Source organism: Ruthenibacterium sp. (assembly GCF_017421385.1).
GTDB lineage: Bacteria > Bacillota > Clostridia > Oscillospirales > Ruminococcaceae > Ruthenibacterium > Ruthenibacterium lactatiformans.
Genome location: NZ_JAFOIN010000059.1, coordinates 1 through 21,511, shown reverse-complemented (window position 1 = coordinate 21,511; position 21,511 = coordinate 1). Strand labels below are relative to the sequence as shown.

Below are 21,511 nucleotides of genomic sequence, written 5' to 3'. Positions count from 1 at the left end.
TGTCATACATGTGGCTGCAGTTCCGCCGTATCTCCCGCGACACAGTACTCACGTTTCTCCCGATCAGCCGAGCGATCTCTCGATAGCTCAACCCATCCACATAATATTTCCGTATACAACTGCGCTCATCTATGGTAAGATGATGATAGTTCATACAGTTCCCTCCGGTGGTTTGGTGGTGTGGTAACTTCATTCTACCAGGGTTCTGTATGGACTTCTTTTTGTTCCCCTAAAGTGTTGCACTTGATAGTATAATTCACCAGCGCAGTAAAAAAGCCCCCGCCGTACGGCGGGGGCTTTTGCTTGCAAAAATCAGCCTTCTTCCTTCATCTTCGCAAAGCAGTCGCTGCAGTACACAGGACGGTCTTCGCGGGGCTTGAAAGGCACGCGGGCTTCCTTGCCGCAGGAGGCACACACAGCGGTGAACATCTCGCGGGTGCCACGGCCGGCGTTCTTGCGGGCGTCACGGCAGGCCTTGCAGCGCTGCGGCTCGTTCTCGAAGCCACGGCTTGCATAGAACTCCTGCTCACCGGCAGTGAACACGAACTCGTTGCCGCAATCTTTGCATACCAGGGTCTTGTCTTCGTACATTTTTGGTATCTCCATTTCGGATTAGTATTTTGCCCGCGGAAGGATTCAAACCGACACCTTTGATCTGGGACCAACGCTCTGACTTAAGCTACAAGGGGCATATATAATGGCGCGCTCCCGCGCCTTGGGTACTTTTATTTCAATTTTGCACGCACACGCTGCAGGGCGTTATCTACAGCTTTTTCGCTCACATTCAGCCGCTTTGCAATGGCGCTGTAAGAATTGCCGTCCAGAAACAGAGCCAGCACCTGCTTTTCAAGTGCCGAAAGCCGTGTGTCGATGCTCTGCATCGTCTGTGTATAGCGCTCGCTCTGCATCACAAGCTCTTCGGGGCCGGGGGTGCTCTCCGTCTCGGTATAAGGCACCGAGGTATTAAGCGGCGCATGCTTGCTGCGTCCCGCCGCGCGCACCGCCGAAACAATGGCGTTCTGCACGCACACATTGGCATAGGTGGCAAAAGCCGCGCCCTTTTGCGCGTCAAAGGTCTCCAGAGCGGAAAACAGCCCGATGATCCCCTCCTGCACGGCGTCGTCAAAATCCAGCCCGGGACGCACGGCTTTTGCTGCAAGGCTGCGGATCTGCGGCATCTGCCGTGCAATCAGCCCCGCGATGGCCTGTTCGTCTCCGTTCCTGGCCTGTTCGATTTGCATGCTGAGGACATCGTCTTTCATGGATACTCCATCTGTCTGTTTCTAGACTACCTCATTTTACTTTTGTTCAAGAAAAAAGTCAAGTTCAATCGCCGCGCCCGCGTCATTTTTGTACGTTTTTGCCTATAATACGGGCGCGGAATTGTACTTTATTCCACGATATCTTACTCCATCCCCGCCGCGCGCTGCGCTTCTTCTTCCGGCGGCATGGGCGACGTCTGCACCGTTACATTTCGGATCCATTTGCCGCTGCGAATACGCAGCAGCGAGAGGAACGCCTTGATGGGACTGTCCAGCTTGAGACAGACATATACCAGCGGCACCGGCAGATGCAACACAAGACCCGCCAAAATCCCCATGGGGATGCTCACCAGCCACAGCGCGCCGCAGTCGTACACAAAGGCCGTGCGGGTGTCCCCGCCGCCGCGCAGAATGCCCACGATGCACGTCACGTCGATGCCCAGCACAAGCTGCAGGCACGCCAGTACGCCGATAATGGTATAAGCGGCTTCATAGGTTTCAGGCGTGACATTGTAAAGCAACAAAAACAGCGGCCGGATGACCAGTACCAGCAAACAGTTGAACACGCCCACCAGCACGCTGAACAGCAGCAGTGTATTGGCCACTTTCTGCACGCGGCCGCGGCTACCCTCGCCAATGGTCTTGCCCGTAAGGACGGCCGCCGCATTGGCCACGCCCGACACGCTGATGAACACCAGCTGGTTGAGCACGCCCGCAATACTGTTCGCCGCCACGAACACACTGCCGATGCGCCCGATGATGACGCTTGTGGCCACAAAGCCCACGCCCCACAGCAGCTCGTTGCCCAGCACGGGCAGGCTGTGGCGGGTGTAGCTGGGAAGCATCTCACGGTCGAACTTCAAACAGTCGTGCATGCGGAAGCCCACGGTATTTTCACGGAAATACATGTAAATAAGCACCATCACCAGCTCGCTGCACCGGGCAAAGATCGTGCCCACGGCCGCGCCGCGCACCTCCAGCCTCGGCGCGCCGAATTTTCCGAAGATAAACGCATAGTTGAAAAACACATTGACAAAAAAGCTGACGCCGTAGATGGCCGTGGAGATCTTCACCTTTTCCACGGCGCGCAGGCTCATCATATAGTTGTTGGAAAGGCTGTACGGAATATACGAAAACGCCACCAGCGCCAGATAGCCGGCGCCCGCCTGGACGATCGCCTCATCTTTGGTAAAGATGCGCAGGATGCCCTCCGGCATGAGCAGGCAGACGACGGTGATGCCCAGCGACGCCAGGAACACCAGCTGCATGCTGATGCGCATGACCTTGCGGATGCGCCCGATGTCGCCCTTGCCCCAGTACTGCGCAATGAGCACGCTGCCGCCGGATGAAAGGCCGAAGCCGAACGACATCAAAATGGAAAACGGCTGTCCGCCCAGGTTTGCCGCGGCAATGGCCACATCGCCGAAGCTTCCCAGCATCACGCTGTCCATAACGGCCACGCCGAAACTGATCATATTCTGCAGCGCAATGGGCACCGCAATGGCCAGCAGCGTGCCCACGAAGGCCCGGTTGAGCAAAAAATGTTTGTCCAGTCTCTGTTTCACACGATTCTCCTTTTCTTTTCCCGGTTTCCCGTCCTGCCTGCCGCGCCGCGTCAGTAGCGCAGAACAAAATAGACCACATACACCCAGCTCAAAAGCCCATGAAAAATAGCCCAGCCCACCGAATGCCAGGTGGTGTAGCTGATGACCATGGCCAGGGCGCTGCCGAAGGTGATGCCCGTTTTGATCGTTTTGTTCACGATGGTCGTTTTGTTTTCTCCGTTCATGTTCTCCCTTTCCCGCCTCGTCAGTGCGCCTGCTCCGTCTTGGGCTGCTTCATCGTCAGGGCGATGCGTTTTTTCTGCAGATCCACGCTCAGCACCCAAACCGTCACCACATCCCCCACCTTCAGCACCTCGCTTGGGTGGCGGATGAATCTGCTGCTGATCTGGCTGATATGCACAAGGCCGTCCTGATGCACGCCGATGTCCACAAACGCGCCGAAATCAATGACATTGCGCACGGTTCCCGTAAGCTGCATGCCCGGCGTTAGGTCCTTCATGTCCAGCACGTCGGTACGCAAAAGGGGCTTCGGCAGGCTGTCCCGCATGTCCCGGCCCGGGCGCAGCAGCTCTTCTATCATATCCTCCAGCGTAGGCACGCCCACGCCCAGCTCTGCGGCCAGCTTCCCGTGGCCCAGGCGCTTTGCCTGCTGTTCCAGCTCCCGCGCCGCCGGCGTTCCGATGTCTGCGGGCGAAAGCCCGCACAACGCCAGCAGCTTTTCCGCCGCGCCATAGCTTTCCGGGTGCACGGCCGTTGCGTCCAGCGGGTTTTTCGCGCCCGGCACACGCAGAAAACCCGCGCACTGCTCAAACGCCTTGGGGCCGAGCTTCGGCACCTTCAGCAGCTCCCGCCGGGTTTTGAACGCGCCCGCATCCTCGCGGTATTTGACGATGTTCTTCGCCGTGGCCGCCGTCACGCCTGCCACACGGGCAAGCAGCGGCGCGCTGGCAGTGTTCAGGTCCACACCCACAGTGTTCACGCAGGATTCCACCACGCCGTCCAGCGCGGCCGAAAGCTGCGCCGGGGGCATGTCGTGCTGATACTGCCCAACACCCACGGCCTTGGGGTCGATCTTTACAAGCTCGGCCAGCGGGTCCTGCAGACGCCGGGCAATGGATACCGCGCTGCGCAGGTTCACATCATATTCCGGAAACTCCTCAGCCGCCAGCTTGGAGGCCGAATACACGCTGGCTCCGGCCTCGCTCACCACCATATAGCTGACGGGCAGGTCCAGCTCTGCGATCACATTCGCCGCAAATATCTCGGTCTCCTTGCCCGCGGTACCGTTGCCGATGGCAATGATCTCCACACCGTGCTTTTTGATCAGCGCCTTCAGCGTACGCTTCGCTTCTTCCACGCGCTTAAATTCCGGAATCGGGTAAATGACGGCGGTATCCAGCACCTTGCCCGTGGCGTCCACCACAGCCGTTTTGCAGCCCATGCGATAGCCGGGGTCAAGCCCGAGGGCCACCTTCCCCTTGATGGGCGGCTGCAGCAAAAGCTGCCGCAGGTTTTTGCTGAATACGCTGATGGCTCCCTCGCAGGCGCGCTCCGTCAGGCCCGCGCGCACCTCCCGCTCCAGGCTGGGGTGTATAAGGCGCACATAAGCGTCCTCTGCGGCGGCGCGCACCTGCTCTGCGCTGGGGGAATCGTTCTTCACCGTGCGCTCGGTAAGCAGCCGTACGGCCCGTGCGGCATCCACGGTGACGCTCACCTTCAGGAAGCCCTCCCTCTCGCCTCTGTCCACGGCCAGAATGCGGTGGCCCGCCATTTTTGCGGCGGGCTCGCTGTAATCGTAATAGCCCGAATATACGCTGTCTGTATCTTTTTTCGCGGCCTTGCTCTCCACCAGTGCCGTTGCGTTGTACAGGCTGCGCAGCGTAGCGCGCAGATTGGCCGAATCTGAAAAGCCCTCGGCCAAAATATCCCGCGCGCCCGCCAGCGCCGCCTCTGTGTCAGGCACTTCTTCGGTTATGTACTGCCGTGCCAGCAGCGCGGGTTCGTCCTCCGGACGCTGCTCCAGCAGCCGCGCCGCAAGCGGCTCCAGCCCCCGTGCCCGGGCGATAGACGCCCGGGTCTTGCGCTTGGGCTTATAGGGGCGGTAGATGTCTTCAACCTCCGCCAGCGTTTTGGCCTTTTCCAGCGCGGCGGCGATCTCCGGCGTCATCGCGCCCTGCTCGGTAATGGAATTGTGCACGGTCTCCTTCTGGTCGTCCAGCTTGCGCAGATAGGAAAGCCGTTCGTCCAGCGCGCGCAGCGTCTGGTCGTCCATACTGCCCGTTGCCTCCTTGCGGTACCGGGCGATGAACGGGATGGTGTTGCCCTCATCGATGAGGGCGACGGTGGCCGCTACGCGCGCGGCGTCCAGCTTGAATTCGGCTGCAAGAGTGCTTGCGTGGTTCTGCATGTCAATGTTTCTCCTGTTTCTTTTTCTTTTCCACAAAAACGATAAAGCCGCAGTAGCCCAGCCACACGAGGATGGCCCCGAGGGTGACGCCCGTGGAGAGCTTCAGGCCCGGCGTTTCGTAGGAAAATACGATGGTGTTTTCGCCCGCGGGGCACAGCACGGCGCTCAGGCCGCCATCCACGCGCTCGATTTCAGCCTCCACGCCGTTCACCGTGGCGGTAAAGCCCTCGTCATACGGCACAGAGAAGAACACCAGATTGTCCTTTTCCAGCGTGATTTCGGCCGTAAAGCCTGTGCCGTCCGCGGAAAAGCTGGTGCTGGCCGTGGCGCGGCGGGCCGCTGCGTCCTGGACGTAGGCTTCGTAAGTCAGGTTCGCGGTGTCGGCTGTGGTGGCTTCTTCCATCAGATAACCGTATTTGGTGATCTGCTCTCCCGTCAGCGCAACGGCGCGCATCAGCACATTGGATCGGGAATCCTCCGCCAGCCCCATCAATGTGACAGGCGCGGGCTCGCCCGCCCGCAGCGCGTCCTGCGCCGCGCCCGCCTCCGTGAGCGCATCGGCGGCGTCCACTCCCTCCTCCGTCTCGGGGAGCGGGGCTTCCAGCAGGATATATTTGTCGTACGTAAAGCCCATGGGCACATAGTTTTCATTGCGGAAATACACCAGCGACGCGTCCTCGTGGTCATACACGTAGCCGTACGCGCCCCACTTTTCGGTGAATTCGCTCATCTTGTCCTGAGGCACCACCACATACTCCACGCTCAGCAGGCCGCGCAGTGCATAAAGCTTCTGGTCCGGCTTGGAGGATACGTCCCGCTTCACACCCACACGGGGGTAAAAATCCATGATGGACGGTGTGACCACGCTGTTGAAGAACTGAATGCACGGTTTTTCCATCCACAGGCCGATGTTATCGTAACAGTCGTAGGAATCGATTCGGTAAAAATGATCGTCGGGCAGGTCGTTATTACGGGCGGCCACATAACACTCGCTGCGGTAGTTCGCGTCGCCCTCCCACTGCGGAAATTTGCCCAGTGCAATATGCGCCACCGAATAGAATACCGAAAAGCCCAGAATTCCTGCCAAAAGCACACGGGTGAATCTCTCGTGCCCGCGGCACCAACGGATAACGCCGTAGAAGATCAGCAGGCCCAAAACAGCCGTCAGGTAGGTCAGCCAGAACTGGGACTGCTCCTTCACGACGCCCAGGCTCCATACCCCGTCCTCCTGCTTGGGCACAAGCGCGAATACCGCGAACAGCAGCGTTACCACGGCCACAGGCCACAGGCCCTCCATCAGGTCGATCTCCTCGTCCTGCAGCGCCTGCATGGTGGCCGCGCACATGATGAGGATGGGCATATAATACCAGCGTGCGTAATAGCTGGAATTGAGCGCGTAAAAGGCCGAGTTCAACACCGGCACCAGCGCCATGATAAGGCACGCCCACATGATTTTTGTAAACGCGCTTTTCCTGCGCGCCTTCATATACGCCCACACGCCCGCGCAGCTCACCACCGGCAGAAACGCCGTCATGCTGGTGTGCTTTACCACCGCGTCGGTAAAGATATTGGGCAGATACGTTGGGTCCGGCGGGAGGAACAGCGAGGCCAGAATGGCGAAATACTGCTGCACGCGGCCGTACAGCAAAAAGCCGAAGCCGCTGGAAAGGTCCACCGTGCGCGGGTTGTCCTTCAGGCACAGCACAGCCGGCCACAGGAACAGGCAGCCCAGCGCCACGCCCAGCAGGGATTCAAACGCCAGCCGCCCAAAGCGGCCCGGCGTGATCCTGTATTCGCCCGTGAGCAGCTTGATGAAAAAGTATAAAAACAGGAAAACGATCTGACCGGCAAAAAAGAAGTAATTGTTGAGCAGATTGACGGCCACCGCCAGCGGGAATACGCCCCGCACGCCGTCGTAAACATAGCTGTCCAGCGCCCACAGCAAAAACGGAAACAGCGCGATGCAGTCTACAAAATGATTGAAAAACGTATTGTAGACCGTAAAACCGGACAGCGCATACAGGCAAGCGCCGATGACGGCATAGTTGCGCCCGGCGGAATACCGCTTCAGATAGGTATACGCGCCCAGCCCCACCACGCCGAACTTGAGCATGAACATAGGCACCATGGAAAACGGCACCCATGCCTGGGGCAGCAGCGTCGTCAGCCAGAAAAACGGCGAACCGTACAGATAGAACGAATACGAGTTCACCGCCGAGGTACCGAGGTCCGTCTCCCAGCTCCACTGGCCCGCGCTGTTTTTCACGAACCCGTTCATGTAAGTGTAGAACGGGATCTGCTGGCTGTTGAAATCGCCGCAGTACTGGAACAAACCCTTGTCCACGACGAGGAACGGCAGAAAGATGAAAAACGCCGCCGCGGCGCACACGCCGAACGACAGCAGATACCCGTTCATCTGCTTTTCCTGTTTTTGCTTTGCAAGGCTACTCATAACTTGTTACTCCTGCTATAATGTAAATAGTTTCCCGGCGCCGGCCGCGCCGAATCGATCCTACCCTGATAATACGAGAAAAGCGAGGAAAAAATTGCAATGGAGCTGTATCCCTTTAATGCGCTGCTCGCGCGCATGAAATACATCGCCCGGTGGGGCCTGATGCGCGCCGCGCGCACGGAATCCCTCAGCGAGCACACTGCGGACGCCGCCATTCTGGCGCACACGCTGTGCCTTGTCTCTCAAACTATCTTTGGCACGGATGTGCGCCCTGAAACCGTAGCCGTCGCCGCTTTGTACCACGACGCCAGCGAAATTCTGACCGGGGACATGCCCACGCCCGTCAAATACAAAAGTGAGCCGCTGCGCGCAGCCTACAAGGCTGTGGAGGCCGACGCGGCCCACACGCTGGGCGCTCTGCTGCCCGACGCGGTGCGCGCCGGCATGGACGGCTATCTCTCAGGCGGTATCCTTACGCAGAAAGAGCGCCAGCTTCTGAAAGCTGCGGACAGGCTCTCCGCACTCATCAAATGCGTCGAGGAGGAAAACGCGGGCAACCGGGAATTTGCAGGTGCGCGCGCTCAGCAGACGGCGGCGCTGGCCGCCATGGAATGCCCGGAGGCGGATTACTTCATGCAGCATATGCTGCCCTGCTATGACTGGACGCTGGACGAGCTTTCCGCCGGGGGACCGCAGCCCGGCTGAGCGCCGTCTTCAGCGCGTTTCCCGCTGAAGCTCCCACGCGTGCTCGATCACACGGTCCAGGTCCGTAAAATGCAGCATGCCGCAGCATTCCCGCCGCAGCGTTGCCGCGCCGCGCAGCCCATGCATATACCAGGCGGCGTGCGTGCGCGCCTGCTGCATGGCGATATATTCGCCCTTGTCCTCGCACATATCGTAGATATGCCGGCGCAGCACACGGAACCGCTCGTGCAGGCTGGGCGGTGGGGGAACCTCCCGGCACTCCATTGCCGCGGCGATCTGCCCGAACAGCCATGGGTTTCCCATGGCTCCGCGCCCCACGGCCACGCCGTCGCACCCCGTGGCCGCCAGCAGCGCCAGCGCGCTTTCCGCGTCCGTCACGTCGCCGTTGGCCAGCACAGGGATATCCACAGCCGCCTTGATCCTCGCGATCTCCTCCGGGTGAATGCCGGGATTGTACATCTCGGCACGGGTGCGTCCGTGCACCGTCAGCAGCGCGGCGCCCGCGTCCGCGCAGCGCCTGGCCACTTCCAGGCCCGTCATCGTGTCGGCGTCCCAGCCGATGCGCAGCTTCACCGTAACGGGCACATCGGCCGGCGCCGCGTCCCGCACGGCTCGGGCAATGGCCCCGGCCAGCGGCGGGTCCTTCAGCAGCGCGCTGCCCGCTCCCGGCCCCGCGATCTTTGGCGCGGGACAGCCCATGTTGATGTCGATAAAATCAAAGGGCATTTTGCCGCGCATATCGCAAATAAGGCGCGCCGCCTCGGCCATCACGTCCGGCTGCGCGCCGAACAGCTGCACGCCGAAGGGCGCGTCCCCGCCCCCGCCGGCCATCAGCCGCGGGCTTTTTTTGTCGCCCATTGTCAAAGCCTTTGCGCTCACCATCTCGCTGACGGTGCATACCGCTCCGTGGGCGGCGCACAGGCGGCGCATCGTCGTGTCCGTCGCGCCCGCCATCGGCGCCAAAGACGCGCCCTTTGCCAGAGTAAATCGTCCCAACTGCATAGATCAACCAACTTTTTTGTATTTGGAAAAGCGCTCTGCGGGAAGACGCCGGCCGTCCGGCACTTCCGAGCGATATCTTTATTATTGTACCATAAAATTTCATATTATGGTATACTATACAGGAACGTTTCACATTTGAAAATCACGGAGGATACTCTTTTGAAACTGCTTGTATTAGACGGCAACAGCATCGTCAACCGCGCGTTTTACGGCATCAAGCTGCTCACCACAAAGGACGGCCGCTTCACCAACGCCATCGTGGGGTTCATGAATATCCTGCTTAAGCTGGAAGCCGAGGAAAAACCGGACGAGGTAGCGGTCGCCTTTGACCTGAAAGCGCCCACCTTCCGCCACAAAATGTACAGCGGCTACAAGGCTCAGCGCAAAGGAATGCCCGAAGAGCTGGCCGCCCAGCTTCCCGTGCTGAAAGAGCTGCTGGCGGACCTCGGCTACAAAATGGTGACGTGCGAGGGCTACGAGGCCGACGATATTCTGGGCACGCTGGCCGCCGCCTGCGCTGCCCGCGGCGACGAATGCGCCATCGCAACCGGAGACAGGGACAGCCTGCAGCTTGTGGGGCCCCACACCCGCGTGCTTCTGGCCGGCACCCAGATGGGCCGCAGCGTTACCACCGTGATGGACGAGGCCGCCGTATTTGAAAAATACGGCGTCAGGCCCCGCCAGCTCATCGAGGTGAAAAGCCTGATGGGCGACGCGTCGGACAACATTCCCGGCGTCGCGGGAGTGGGTGAAAAAACAGCCCTTGCCCTCATTCAGGATTTCGGCTCGCTGGCAGGCGTGTATGAAAACATCGACGACGCGCGCATCAAAAAAGGCGTGCGGGAAAAGCTGCTGCGGGACAAAGAACAGGCCGGGATGAGCCGCACGCTGGCCGAGATCGTGTGCAGCGCGCCCGTAAACGCCGCACCCGGCGCATACAAAAAAGACGCGCCAGACGCCCCTGCCGCCGCACGCCTGCTGACGGACCTTGAAATGTACGCCACGCTGGACAAGCTGCGCCTGCCCGCCGAAGCCGGGCCGCAGCAGCCCGGCTTTGACGATGCGCCCGCTGTCCCTCTGGTGGAGGCGGCCCCCCTGCCCGCGCTCACGGGCCCTGTCTATCTTTGCGCCGCCGGAGACGTGATGCTGGCCGTACAGGACGGAGCCGTATATTCCGCGGGGCTTGAGGATGAAGCGTTTTTGGCGCTGCTTGCAAATGAAGCCGCCGAAAAACGCTGTTTCGACGCAAAGCCGCTGTACCGCGCCTGCTTTGCCCACGGGCTTGCCGCCCAAAACATCACTTTCGACGCAAAGCTGGCCGCCTACCTGCTGAACCCCGCGGCCAGCGATTACACCGTGGCCCGCCTTGCCGCTGAATACGGCGTGCGCCCGGCGTTCAGCGCGCCCTGGCCCGAAGCCGGCGTGCTGGAAGAGCTGTGCGCAGTGCTGCGTGAAAAATGCGATGCAGAAGGCATGGGAAAACTGCTGGACGACATCGAATTCCCGCTGTGCGAAGTGCTGGCCAGTATGGAGCACATCGGCATTCTGGTGGACAGGAACGGTATTGAAGCCTTTGGGCAGGAGCTGCAGACGGCCCTCGGTGCAGAGCTTCGCGCCATCTATGATGAAGTAGGCTATGAGTTCAACGTCAACAGCCCCAAGCAGCTGGGCAAGGCGCTGTTTGAGGATCTTGGCCTGCCCACACGCAAAAAAACGAAAAGCGGTTATTCCACCAACGCCGAAACGCTGGAGAGCCTGCGGGACTATTCCCCCGTCATCGGCCGCATCCTGCAGTACCGAACCTACCAGAAGCTGAATTCCACCTATGTCGAGGGCCTGCTCAAGGTCGTGGGGGCGGACGGGCGCATCCATTCCACCTTCAACCAGACGGAGACCCGTACCGGCCGTATTTCCTCCGGCGAGCCCAATCTGCAGAATATCCCCGTGCGAACCGAGCTGGGCAGCCGCTTCCGCAAATATTTCATCGCGCCCCAGGGCGAAACGCTGCTGGACGCGGATTACAGCCAAATCGAACTGCGCCTTCTTGCGCACATCTCCGGCGATGAAGCCATGTGCGAGGCGTTCCGTTCCGGCGCAGACATCCACCGCAGCACTGCGGCCAGAATCTACGGTCTGCCGCCGGAACAGGTCACGCCCGCGCTGCGTTCGTCCGCCAAGGCGGTCAACTTCGGCATCGTGTACGGCATCGGCGCGTTCAGCCTGTCCAAGGATATCGGCGTCAGCGTCAAGGAAGCCGACGCGTTCATCAAAAACTATTTCGCCAATTTCCCGGGCGTCAAAAAATATCTGGACGAGACCGTGGAGCAGGGCCGTGAGAACGGCTATGTAACAACGCTGTACGGCCGCCGCCGCACGCTGCCGGAGCTTGCCAGCAGCAATTTCAACGTACGCAGCCTGGGCGAGCGCATGGCCATGAACACCCCCATCCAGGGCACCGCCGCGGATATCATCAAGTTGGCCATGGTGCGCGTATACCGCCGCCTGAAGGCCGAGGGCCTGCGCGCCCGCCTGATTCTGCAGGTGCACGACGAGCTGATCGTCGAATGTCCGGCTGAAGAAAAAGAGCGCGCGGCCAAAGTGCTGGGCGAGGAGATGCGCGGCGCGGCCGAGCTGCGGGTGCCGCTCTCCGCGGATGTAAACAGCGGTACGACATGGTATGCGGCCAAAGGGTGACGGCCCCCCCCGCGTCCGCACGCCCGGCCCCGGCAATGAAAGACAATGAAAAAAGGACGAACGATATGCAGCAGGAAACAACGGCCCCCAGGGTGGCCGGCCCCATCCTCTGCCGCTTTATGCGGGAAACCGACGTGCCCGCGTGCGCGGCCATTGAAGCCTGCGCGGACGACGGTTGGAGCGAAGCCGCACTGCGCGAAGAGCTGGCGCAGGAAAACGCGCGCCTGTTTGTTGCCGAAGCCGAAGGAAAAGTCGCCGGGCTTGCGGTGTTCCAGCTCGTGTGCGGCGAGGCAAGCCTCTACGCCGTAAGCACTGCGCCCGCCTTTCGCCGCCAGGGCGTGGCACGGGCATTGCTGTCCTGGGCGTTCGCGGCGCTGTGTCTGCAGGGCGCGCAGGACGTGTTCCTGGAAGTGCGTGCCCAGAACAGCGCCGCGCAGGCGCTGTACCGCTCGCTCGGCTTTGTGCAGACGGGCCTGCGCCGGAACTTTTATGCAACGCCCGCGGATGACGCCGTGCTGATGCAGAAAACGCTGTAACGGCGCGGCGGCCGCTTTTCCCGGGAGGTGCTTTTACGGAACGGCAAATTTATCTGATCACGGGCGTGATGGCGGCGGGGAAGTCCACGACCGCCGAGGCCCTTGCGCTGAAGCTGGACAAATGCGTCCATCTGCGCGGCGACGTGTTCCGCCGGATGATCGCCTCCGGGCGGGAAGAAATGTCCGCAGCGCCCTCCGAAGAGGCCGTGCGCCAGCTTCATCTGCGGTACTGCCTGACGGCGGAGGCCGCGAAAACCTATTTCGACGGCGGCTTTTCCGTTGTGGTTCAAGACAACTATTACGGCGAAGCGCTGCCCCGTATGCTGCGGCTGCTGCAAGGTTATCCCGTAGAGGCCGTCGTCCTGTGCCCCAGCCTTGCCGCGGTGAAAGAGCGCGAGGAAAAACGGTCCAAGACGGGCTATACGGGCTTTTCGCCGGAAGCTCTTTACGACGCTTTTCTGGCGGAAACACCCCGCGTCGGCTTCTGGCTGGACAACACGAGCCTGTCGCCCGCACAGGCCGCAGACGCGATACTTCGTCGCTGCGCCGGTGTAAACGGGTGACATGCCTCTCATCCGGAAAGGAAGGTATTTTTCTATGGCAGACTGGAATTCCGAGCTTTACCTCAAATTCAAAGCGGAGCGCACACAGCCCTCGCACGACCTTGCCGCGCGCATCCCTTTGCGGGATGCGCGCAGCATTCTGGACATTGGCTGCGGGCCCGGCAACAGCACGGCCGCAGTGGCCGCGCGTTACCCCGGCGCGCGTGTACTGGGCGTGGACAGCTCCGAAAACATGGTGGCTGCGGCCTGTGCCGCACATCCGGAATTTGAATTTCGTGTGTGCGAGGCACCGCAGGGCCTGGACGCACTGGGCGGCGGCTTTGATATTGTATTTTCCAACGCGTGCCTGCAGTGGATCCCGGAGCACCGGACGCTGCTGCCCGCGCTGATGCGTCAGCTCCGTCCCGGCGGCGTGCTGGCTGTGCAGATCCCCGTGCAGCAAAGCCAGCCTATGCACAGGATTATTGCTGAAACCGCCCGCCGGGAAAAATGGCGGATGGCCTTTCCCGCGCCGCCCCGTGCGTTCCACAATCTTCAGCAGAATGAATACTTCGATATGCTTGGGGAGCTGACGCAGGAATTCACGATGTGGGAGATCACCTATTATCACCGCATGCCCAGCCATGCGGCCATGCTGGAGTGGTACCGGGCCACAGGTATGCGGCCCTATCTGGACAAGCTGAACAAGGCGCAGCAGGAAGAGTTCGAGCGCGACGTATCCGCTCAGCTTGTGCAGGCCTACCCCGCGCAGCGCAGCGGCGAGATCATCTTCCGCTTCCCGCGCCTGTTCTTCACAGCCGTGCGGCCCGGCGCGTAAAAAGGGGCCGGAATATGAATGAAACGATCTACCGCTTTGAAGCGGTGCTTCAAAAAGTGCCGGACCTGAACGGCGCGTATGTGGAATTCCCCTACGATGTGCGCGCCGAATTTGGCAAGGGCCGCGTGAAGGTCCACGCTACTTTCGACGGCCAGCCCTATGACGGCAGCCTCGTGCGCATGGGGACGCCCGGGCACATACTCGGCGTGCGCAGAGACATCCGCGCGAAGATCGGAAAGCAGCCCGGCGACGTGGTTTCCGTCACTGTACAGGAACGGCAATGACCCGTTTTTCATTGTTTTCAAAGGAGGACGCCGCAATGAAAAAGAACCTCTTTCGCTCCCGCCTTTTCCTCTGTGCACCTGCGGCATTTTGCCTTTGCGCGGCCCTTTTGTGCGCCTGCTCCGCCCAGGGCAACGCTGTTCCTGCCTCCGCACATGAACAGGCGCTTGCGCAGTTGAAAGCGCAGGATGCTGAATTGCAGGCGCTCACCGAACAGGTGGCTGAATTGAAAGCCGCGCTCGCAGACGCGCAGCGTGCGGCCGTGTTGGAGGATACGCGAACCGAGCGGGAAAAGCGGCTCGCGGCCGATCTATACGCCCACCCTGAGCTGATTCCCATCGAGGGAACGCTGGGCGGAACCATGCGCTTTTTCCCGGATGAGAGCGCCGTCCGTGTGCTTTCCACCGCAAGCTATATGCCGCTGGTATACGCCTATGCCGAGGACGGCCACACCGCGGTAAACCTTTTGTTCCGCTTTGAAAACGCGGCGGACGGCGCGCTGAAATGGCGCTGCGTCGCTTACGACCATGGCGGCGGGCTTACGCTGTTGGAGCCGCAGGCCGAATAAACCGACAAGGAAGTTTTATATGTATATTTTGGGAATCGAATCCAGCTGTGACGATACCTGCGCCGCCGTCGTGAAGGACGGGCGGAAGCTTCTTTCAAATTGCGTGGCCTCCAGCGCCGCAGAGCAAAATCTTTACGGCGGCGTGGTGCCGGAGATTGCAAGCCGCCGCCACATCGAACATATCTCTCAGGTGGCGCGGGCCGCGCTGGACGAAGCGGGCACGGCGCTGGATGAAATCGGCGGCGTGGCGGTCACCTTTGCGCCCGGGCTCATCGGCGCGGTGCTGGTGGGCCTGAATTTTGCAAAAGGCCTCGCGCTTTCTGCGCAAAAACCACTCATCCCCGTGCACCATCTGCGCGGACATATCGCAGCGCTGTACCTGACGCACCCCGAGCTGGAGCCGCCGTTTTTATGCCTCGTTGCCAGCGGCGGGCACAGCCATATTGTGCGGGTGCAGGACTACACCCATTTCGAGGTCCTTGGCCGGACGGTGGACGACGCAGCCGGCGAAGCCTTCGACAAGGTGGCGCGCACGCTGGGGCTGGGCTATCCCGGCGGCCCGGCGGTGAGCCGGGCCGCCCAAACGGGCGATTCCAAAGCTTATCCCCTGCCCACGCCCCATGTAGAGGGCCCGTACAACGTCAGCTTCTCCGGTCTGAAAACAGCTGTGCTCAATCTTGTGAACAAAGCGCAGATGAAAGGAGAACGTGTGAACGTGGCCGATATGGCCGCCAGCTTCCAGTTCCGCATCACGGACATTCTGGCCGAAAAGCTGCTGCTGGCCGCGCAGGATACCGGCGCAAAGCAGATCTGCATCGCAGGCGGCGTGGCCGCCAACGGCCTGCTGCGGGAGACGCTTGCCGCGGGCGCGAAGAAGCTGGGCGCGCGGCTGTATCTGCCGGAGCTCCGGCTCTGCGGCGACAACGCCGCCATGGTGGCCGCACAGGGCTTTTACGAATACCGGGCGGGCAATACCGCCGGCCTAAATCTTAACGGCCTTGCCACGCTGGGCATCGATTACCTCTGAACTGCCGCCCCCATCGCATCAAATGAAAGCCGCCGCTTTCACGCAAGCCGTTCGGCCCACGGAAAACGGTGGTTTTTCTTTCCGACCTGGGTTCAGACGTTACAGCCCGTCCCGCAGCCTTGATCCTGCAAGCGCCGGGCATGAAGTGCCCGTACGCGCATAAAGCGGCAGCTCCGCCTCGGTATTTTATTGCTTCTCAATAAAAACCCCCGTGCAATCCACTCCGCTTTTCGATACAATATACCGTGTCGGCCAAACACTGCTCCGCCGATACGGGAAAGGAGTTGTTTTTTTGCATACCAAAGCGCCTCACGAGCAGTTTTACCGCTACGTCATCCCCGCCATGGCATCCCAGCTTCTGACGGGATTTTTTATCATCGTCGACGGTTTTTTCATCGGCCAAAGCATCGGGGACGTAGGCCTTGCCTCCATCAACATCCTGTGGCCCATCGCGGCTGTCATCCTTGCCACGGGGCTGGGCATCGGCTCCGGCGGCAGCGTGGTGATGACCCACGCCATGGGCGCGGGCGACACGGAAAAGGCCCTGGCCGCGCGGGGCAACACGCTTTTGTGCCTGGGTGCGGCCACCGTGCTGCTGACGGCGGCGCTGGGCCTTTCATACCCGTGGCTGCTCCGCCTGCTTGGCGCAACAGGCGAGCTGTACCAGCCCGCGGCGGATTACACCGTTGTCGTCGTGCTGGCGGGCGGCCTGCAGATATTCAACAGCGGATTGAACCCTCTGCTGCGCGGAAGCGGGCGTACCGTCGCCGCAATGGCCATCATGATTTTCAGCCTGCTGTGCAACATCCTGCTGGACTGGCTGTTCATCGCCGTATTCGCCTGGGGCATGCGCGGCGCGGCGCTGGCCACCGTAACGGCGCAGGGCCTTTCGGCGCTGGCCGCACTGCTGTGCCTGCTTATGAACAAAAACGCTCCCGTCCACGCGCGCCAGTTTTGCCCCGATCCGCGCCTGTGCAAAAAACTGCTTACGGTGGGCGTTTCTCCGTTTGGGCTTTCCATGTCCGCCAGTGTGCTCATCATGCTCAACAACTGGCAGTGCATCCGTTACGGCGGCGCGGGCGCTGTTGCTACCTACGCCATCCTCAGTTATGTACTGGGGGCGCTGCAGCCGCTTTTGTCCGGTATCGGCGAGGGCATCCAGCCGCTGGTGAGCTTCTGCCACGGTGCGGGCGACCTTGCGGCCCAGCATCATTTACAGCGCCGCGCGCTGCGTTTACTGCTGGCGGTGGCCGCGGTGCTGTGCGCAGGCACATTCCTTGCTCGGGAACAGCTGCCGCTGCTGTTTGGCGCTTCGTCCGAGACCGCCCGGGAAAGCGTTCCCGCCCTGTTGTTTGCCGTCGCCTCGCTGCCTCTTTGGGGCGTGGTGCGCCTGTACGCCTCCTGCTTTTACGCCACCGGGCAGACGCGCCGCAGCCTGTTCTTTATTTTTGGCGATCCGCTTGGCGCAAGCCCCCTGTTTCTGTTCCTTCTGCCGCCGATGCTGGGCGTGAACGGCATCTGGGCCGCGGCTCCCGCAGCACAGGCGCTGCTGTTCCTCTGCCTGCTGGGCATGTTCCGCCAGGATGGCCGCCGCAGCGTGCAGCGCACCTGAAAACGCCGTTTTCCCACGGGCCTCCGGCCTGTGCAACCACCGGTTGACACATTGCCCGGCGCCGGTTGGTGGCGCGCAACCGCCCGGCGGGGTATGCTGGAAGCACCCCGGAGCGCACCAGGCCCCGGCAACAAAACAGTGAGGTGCAGTGATATGATTTTTGCGGATAAGGTCGTCCAGCTTCGAAAAAAAAGCGGCTGGTCGCAGGAGGAGCTTGCGGAAAAACTGAATGTAACACGGCAGTCCGTCTCCAAATGGGAGGGCGCACAATCCATTCCCGACCTTGAAAAGATCTTGCAGCTGGCGCAGATCTTCGGCGTCAGCACAGACTATCTGCTGAAAGATGAGCTGGCGGAAGCCGAATACACGAAATCCGATGATTCCTCCTCGGTGCGCCGCGTCTCCATGGAGGAGGCCAACGCTTTTCTTCAGGTGAAGCAGGCTACGGCCGGACGCATCGCCTTTGCCACTTTTTTATGCATCCTCTCCCCCATCTGCCTGTTCCTGTTGGCTGCCGCCAGCGAGACGGGCATGCTGCCCATCCGTGAAAATCTGGCCGGCGGCGCGGGGATGATCGTGATGCTCCTGCTCGTCGCAGTTGCTGTGGCGATGTTCATCTCCTGCGGCGGCATGACGAGCCCTTATGCCTATCTGGAGGCCGAAGTGTTTGAAACGGAATACGGTGTATCCGGCATGGTGCGGGAACGCCAACGTCAGTACCGCAGCACCTACACGCGGTACAATGTTTTGGGCGCCTGCCTGTGTATCCTTTCTGCCATTCCTTTGTTCGGCGGCGCGTTCCTCTCGGAAAACGGGCTTTTTCTTGTGGGCATGCTCTCCGTCATGCTGCTCCTGATCGGCCTCGGGGTGATTTTTTTCATCGTGGGCGGCGTCAACTGGGCCAGCATGGAAAAGCTGCTTCAGGAGGGCGATTATACGCGGACAAAAAAGAAAACCAGCTCTATCACCGGCGTGGTGAGCACCGTGTACTGGTGCGTGGCAGCAGCCGTGTACCTGGCATGCAGCCTCCCCGGCCATTCCTGGCGGGAAAGCTGGGTCATATGGCCTGTGGCGGGCGTGCTGTTTGCGGCGGTGATGGCCGTATGCAGCGCATTGGCCGGGCGAAAAAAATAAAAAGGACGCATCAGAAAAGGGAAAGCGGCAGATTCCGCTTTCCCTTTCTTTCATTGCTTCACCGTTTCAGGCTGCGCTCCGCTTTCAGCAGATGGCTCTCGTAACCTTCTATCTTTTTGTCCAGCCTGTCCAATACGGCCTGCATCTCGCCGATGCGCGCAGCCAGTTGGCGGCGCTGTTCCATCAGCAGTTCTTTGCGCGCGGGAATGGTCTCGTCTCCCTGTCCGAACAGGCCCACATATTCAATCAGCGTCTCCACGGGAAGTCCTGCGCCGCGCATGCATTTGATGAAATTCACCCAGTTGCAGTCCTCTTCGGTATAATCGCGGATACCGCTCTTTGTGCGCCCCACCGGGGGCAGCAGGCCGATGCGCTCATAATACCGCAGTGTATCCGCTGAGACGCCGTATTTCTGGCTTACCTGTGCAATCGTCATATCACAAATACTCCTTTTATCCCGGCGCGCTCCGCCGCCGTTCTGTTCTTCAAAAGCCGGCCTTTGCCGCACACTATGCGCCGAAGGTCTCCTCTGCCCGGCGCATGTTTTCCACCGCGTCCACGCCGAAAGGGCAGCGCTTGCTGCATGCGCCGCAGGCGATACATTCGCCCGCCTTATGGGCCAGCGCCGCATAATGCTCGCGCACCGTCTCCGGCACCATGCCCTGGGCACGGGCCAGGTTCAGGAATTTGGTGACGCTTGCAACGTCGATCCCCTTTGGACACGGGGCGCAGTGGCCGCAGTACATGCAGTGTCCCCTCCAGCTTATTTTCGGGAAAGTCGCCAGCGCAGCAGCGTAATCCCGCGCGCTGTCCGGTGCCGTCTCATAAGCCAGGCTGGCCGCAAGCTCGGCGGACGTGTGCACGCCGGACATCACGCTGGCCACGGCGGGCCGCGTGAGCGCATAGTGGATGCACTGCTCCACCGTCAGCGCAACGCCCGCCGGGGAATCCGCCTTCAGCAGGTCTCCCCCGCCGAAGGCCTTCATCACCGTGATGCCCACACCCAGGCGCTGGCAGGTCTCGTACAGGCGCTCCCGCGCAGGGTCCATATTCACCAGCATGCCCGCATAGCTTTCCTCCGCCCACAGAGCCTCGCAATTCTCTCCCGCGGGCTGCAGATCATAGCAGGGGTTGACGCTGAACATCAGTACCTCCACAAGGCCGCTTTCCACAGCCGCCAGCGCCACCTCCGGGTTGTGGCTGCTCAGGCCGATGCACCGGATGCGCCCCGCGCGCTTTTGCTCCAGCGCATAGCGCATCACCTCGCCGTTTGCCACAGTGTTCCATGTGTCCATGGTATCCACATAATGGATCATTCCCACGTCGATATAGTCTGTTTCCAGACGGCACAGCATGTCCTCAAAGGAAGCCCGTACCTCGCCGATGTCCCGCGTGGCTTTGTACTGGCCGTTCTACCAGACGGTACACAGATGCGCCTGCAGCACGAACTGTTCCCGCCTGCCCCGCAGCGCGCGTCCCACGCGGCTGCGCAGGTCCGGGTCCGGCGTGTACAGATCCATACAGTTCACGCCCGCTTCCACCGCCTGCGTCATCAATGCCTGTGTCTCTTCTTCCGTCTTGCCCACAAAGCCCTCGCACCCAAGGCCGATCTCGCTCACGCGCAGCCCGGTGCGGCCCAATTCCCTGTATTCCATTGTATTCTCCCTTTTCTTTTTGCGGGCGCTTACGCCTGCGTTTCAAACAGCGCCGCGGTTTCCTTTAAATGGCGGATCACCGGCAGATGCTGCGGGCACGCCCGCTCGCACTGGCCGCAGCCGATGCACTCCGATGCTTTTCCCCCGTTCTGCGTCAGGTTTCCGTAATAGACGTCGCTGTTCCAGTCTCCAAACTGTTTTTTGGCGTTGTAACAGCCGAACAGGCCGGGGATGGGAATATGCTTCGGGCAGCCCGGCACACAGTAACGGCAGGCCGTACAGGGAATGCTGTCCTGCTGTTTCAAAATCTCCCGCACGCGTTCCACAGCCTTGTATTCCGCGCTGGTAAAGGGCTGAAAATCTTTCATGTAGCTTACGTTGTCGGCAAGCTGTTCATAGTTGCTCATGCCGCTGAGCACCATGAATACCCCCTCAAAGGAAGCCGCGTAGCGCACGGCATAGCTGGCGTAGCTTCCCGTTCCCACGCCGTCCAGCACCGCCTTCGCCTCCTCCGGCAGCTGGATAAGTCCCCCGCCCTTGACAGGTTCCATCACGATGACGGGCTTTTGGTGTCTGCGGCACACCTCGTACACGGCACGGCTCTCGATGCTGGGGTTTTCGTAATCCGCATAATTGAACTGGATCTGCACCACTTCTATCTCCGGATGCTCGTCCAGAACGCGGTCCAGCAGAGCAGGCTTGTCGTGAAACGAAATGCCGATATGCTTCACCCTGCCCTGCTCCTTGAGCTGTTTCACGATTTCAAACGCATTGCAGCGTGTAAATTTTTCGTAGTAAGCGCCGTTCAGCGCGTGCAGCAGATAATAATCGAAATAGGAGACACCGGTTTTTTCCAGCTGCTGCTCAAATAAAGGCAGGATATCGTCCTCCTTTTCAAAAAAGAACGACGTCAACTTGTCTGTCAAAATGTACGATTCGCGCGGATAGCGCGCCGTCAGGCATTCCCGCAGCGCCGTTTCGCTTTTGCCGTTCAAATATCCGTGGGCCGTGTCGAAATAGCAAAAGCCCTCGGCCAGAAACGTATCCACCATGCGGCAGAATTCCCGCTTGTCCACTTCGCCGTCCGCACCGCCCATCATGGGCAGACGCATACAGCCGAATCCCAGTTTTTTCATATTGCATTTTCCTCTCTTACCCATGCCGCACACCGGCGGGCGGCATTACAAGCTTTGTAGTAAGCATAACATCTGGAGTTCACTCCAAGTCAAG

General features: G+C 60.6%; 22 protein-coding genes. 10 read left to right on the top strand and 12 right to left on the bottom strand.

What is annotated here, in order from left to right:
* The 7 genes from IIY41_RS06230 to IIY41_RS06200 form a co-directional block, all read right to left on the bottom strand.
* The coding region (locus IIY41_RS06230; RefSeq protein WP_287400153.1) for a helix-turn-helix domain-containing protein at positions 1-154 on the bottom strand (154 nt) is incomplete at its 3' end.
* A gap of 158 nt (positions 155-312) precedes the next feature.
* Entirely contained in the window at positions 313-591 is a 279-nt protein-coding gene (locus IIY41_RS06225) for a zinc-ribbon domain containing protein (RefSeq protein ID WP_009324555.1), read from the bottom strand.
* Between the two features lie 134 nt (positions 592-725).
* Entirely contained in the window at positions 726-1,262 is a 537-nt protein-coding gene (locus IIY41_RS06220) for a sigma-70 family RNA polymerase sigma factor (protein WP_009324556.1), read from the bottom strand.
* Positions 1,263-1,405: 143 nt separating this feature from the next.
* Positions 1,406-2,827 carry an MATE family efflux transporter gene (locus IIY41_RS06215; RefSeq protein ID WP_009324557.1) on the bottom strand — a complete coding sequence of 474 codons (1,422 nt, stop codon included), beginning with the start codon at positions 2,825-2,827 and terminating at the stop codon, positions 1,406-1,408.
* 50 nt (positions 2,828-2,877) lie between these two features.
* Entirely contained in the window at positions 2,878-3,051 is a 174-nt protein-coding gene (locus IIY41_RS06210; RefSeq protein ID WP_009324558.1) for a hypothetical protein, read from the bottom strand.
* Between the two features lie 20 nt (positions 3,052-3,071).
* Positions 3,072-5,234, bottom strand: coding sequence for a Tex family protein (locus IIY41_RS06205; protein WP_050005469.1), 2,163 nt, complete (start codon positions 5,232-5,234; stop codon positions 3,072-3,074).
* A gap of 1 nt (position 5,235) precedes the next feature.
* On the bottom strand, positions 5,236-7,686 hold the full coding sequence (locus IIY41_RS06200; RefSeq protein WP_287400151.1) for a YfhO family protein: 2,451 nt from the start codon (positions 7,684-7,686) through the stop codon (positions 5,236-5,238).
* Between the two features lie 99 nt (positions 7,687-7,785).
* Here IIY41_RS06200 and yfbR point away from each other — a divergent pair, with 99 nt between their 5' ends.
* A complete protein-coding gene (gene yfbR / locus IIY41_RS06195; RefSeq protein ID WP_009324561.1) occupies positions 7,786-8,391 on the top strand; it encodes a 5'-deoxynucleotidase in 606 nt (201 codons plus the stop codon).
* Between the two features lie 9 nt (positions 8,392-8,400).
* Here yfbR and dusB read toward each other — a convergent pair whose 3' ends face one another.
* Entirely contained in the window at positions 8,401-9,393 is a 993-nt protein-coding gene (dusB, locus tag IIY41_RS06190) for a tRNA dihydrouridine synthase DusB (RefSeq protein ID WP_205488222.1), read from the bottom strand.
* A gap of 159 nt (positions 9,394-9,552) precedes the next feature.
* On the opposite strand from dusB, the gene polA reads away from it, so the two are divergent.
* From polA to IIY41_RS06145, 9 genes are all read left to right on the top strand, one after another.
* The gene (gene polA / locus IIY41_RS06185; protein ID WP_287400150.1) at positions 9,553-12,087 is read left to right on the top strand and encodes a DNA polymerase I; all 2,535 of its coding nucleotides are present in this window, start codon (positions 9,553-9,555) and stop codon (positions 12,085-12,087) included.
* 65 nt (positions 12,088-12,152) lie between these two features.
* Positions 12,153-12,623: a ribosomal protein S18-alanine N-acetyltransferase gene (rimI, locus tag IIY41_RS06180; RefSeq protein WP_287400149.1), complete on the top strand. Its 471-nt coding sequence runs from the start codon at positions 12,153-12,155 to the stop codon at positions 12,621-12,623.
* A gap of 47 nt (positions 12,624-12,670) precedes the next feature.
* Positions 12,671-13,186, top strand: a complete 516-nt coding sequence (locus tag IIY41_RS06175; protein WP_287400152.1) for an AAA family ATPase — start codon at positions 12,671-12,673, stop codon at positions 13,184-13,186.
* 34 nt (positions 13,187-13,220) lie between these two features.
* On the top strand, positions 13,221-14,003 hold the full coding sequence (locus IIY41_RS06170) for a methyltransferase domain-containing protein (protein WP_287400148.1): 783 nt from the start codon (positions 13,221-13,223) through the stop codon (positions 14,001-14,003).
* Between the two features lie 14 nt (positions 14,004-14,017).
* A complete protein-coding gene (locus IIY41_RS06165; RefSeq protein ID WP_009324567.1) occupies positions 14,018-14,287 on the top strand; it encodes a DUF1905 domain-containing protein in 270 nt (89 codons plus the stop codon).
* A gap of 35 nt (positions 14,288-14,322) precedes the next feature.
* Positions 14,323-14,853, top strand: coding sequence for a hypothetical protein (locus IIY41_RS06160; RefSeq protein WP_287400147.1), 531 nt, complete (start codon positions 14,323-14,325; stop codon positions 14,851-14,853).
* A gap of 19 nt (positions 14,854-14,872) precedes the next feature.
* Entirely contained in the window at positions 14,873-15,880 is a 1,008-nt protein-coding gene (gene tsaD / locus IIY41_RS06155; protein ID WP_009324569.1) for a tRNA (adenosine(37)-N6)-threonylcarbamoyltransferase complex transferase subunit TsaD, read from the top strand.
* A gap of 292 nt (positions 15,881-16,172) precedes the next feature.
* A complete protein-coding gene (locus IIY41_RS06150) occupies positions 16,173-17,492 on the top strand; it encodes an MATE family efflux transporter (RefSeq protein WP_117460407.1) in 1,320 nt (439 codons plus the stop codon).
* A gap of 153 nt (positions 17,493-17,645) precedes the next feature.
* The gene (locus tag IIY41_RS06145; protein ID WP_009324571.1) at positions 17,646-18,626 is read left to right on the top strand and encodes a helix-turn-helix domain-containing protein; all 981 of its coding nucleotides are present in this window, start codon (positions 17,646-17,648) and stop codon (positions 18,624-18,626) included.
* Positions 18,627-18,684: 58 nt separating this feature from the next.
* On the opposite strand, the gene IIY41_RS06140 is transcribed toward IIY41_RS06145, so the two are convergent.
* The 4 genes from IIY41_RS06140 to IIY41_RS06130 form a co-directional block, all read right to left on the bottom strand.
* Positions 18,685-19,062, bottom strand: coding sequence for a MerR family transcriptional regulator (locus tag IIY41_RS06140; protein ID WP_055081158.1), 378 nt, complete (start codon positions 19,060-19,062; stop codon positions 18,685-18,687).
* 73 nt (positions 19,063-19,135) lie between these two features.
* Positions 19,136-20,011 carry an aldo/keto reductase gene (locus tag IIY41_RS06135; RefSeq protein WP_353806300.1) on the bottom strand — a complete coding sequence of 292 codons (876 nt, stop codon included), beginning with the start codon at positions 20,009-20,011 and terminating at the stop codon, positions 19,136-19,138.
* 27 nt (positions 20,012-20,038) lie between these two features.
* Positions 20,039-20,281 (bottom strand): hypothetical protein, encoded by a 243-nt coding sequence (locus IIY41_RS14080; RefSeq protein WP_353806299.1) that lies wholly within the window; start codon positions 20,279-20,281, stop codon positions 20,039-20,041.
* A 29-nt stretch (positions 20,282-20,310) separates the two neighbouring features.
* Complete coding sequence (locus IIY41_RS06130) at positions 20,311-21,417, bottom strand: aldo/keto reductase (protein WP_119980477.1); 1,107 nt, start codon at positions 21,415-21,417, stop codon at positions 20,311-20,313.
* Positions 21,418-21,511 lie beyond the last annotated feature (94 nt).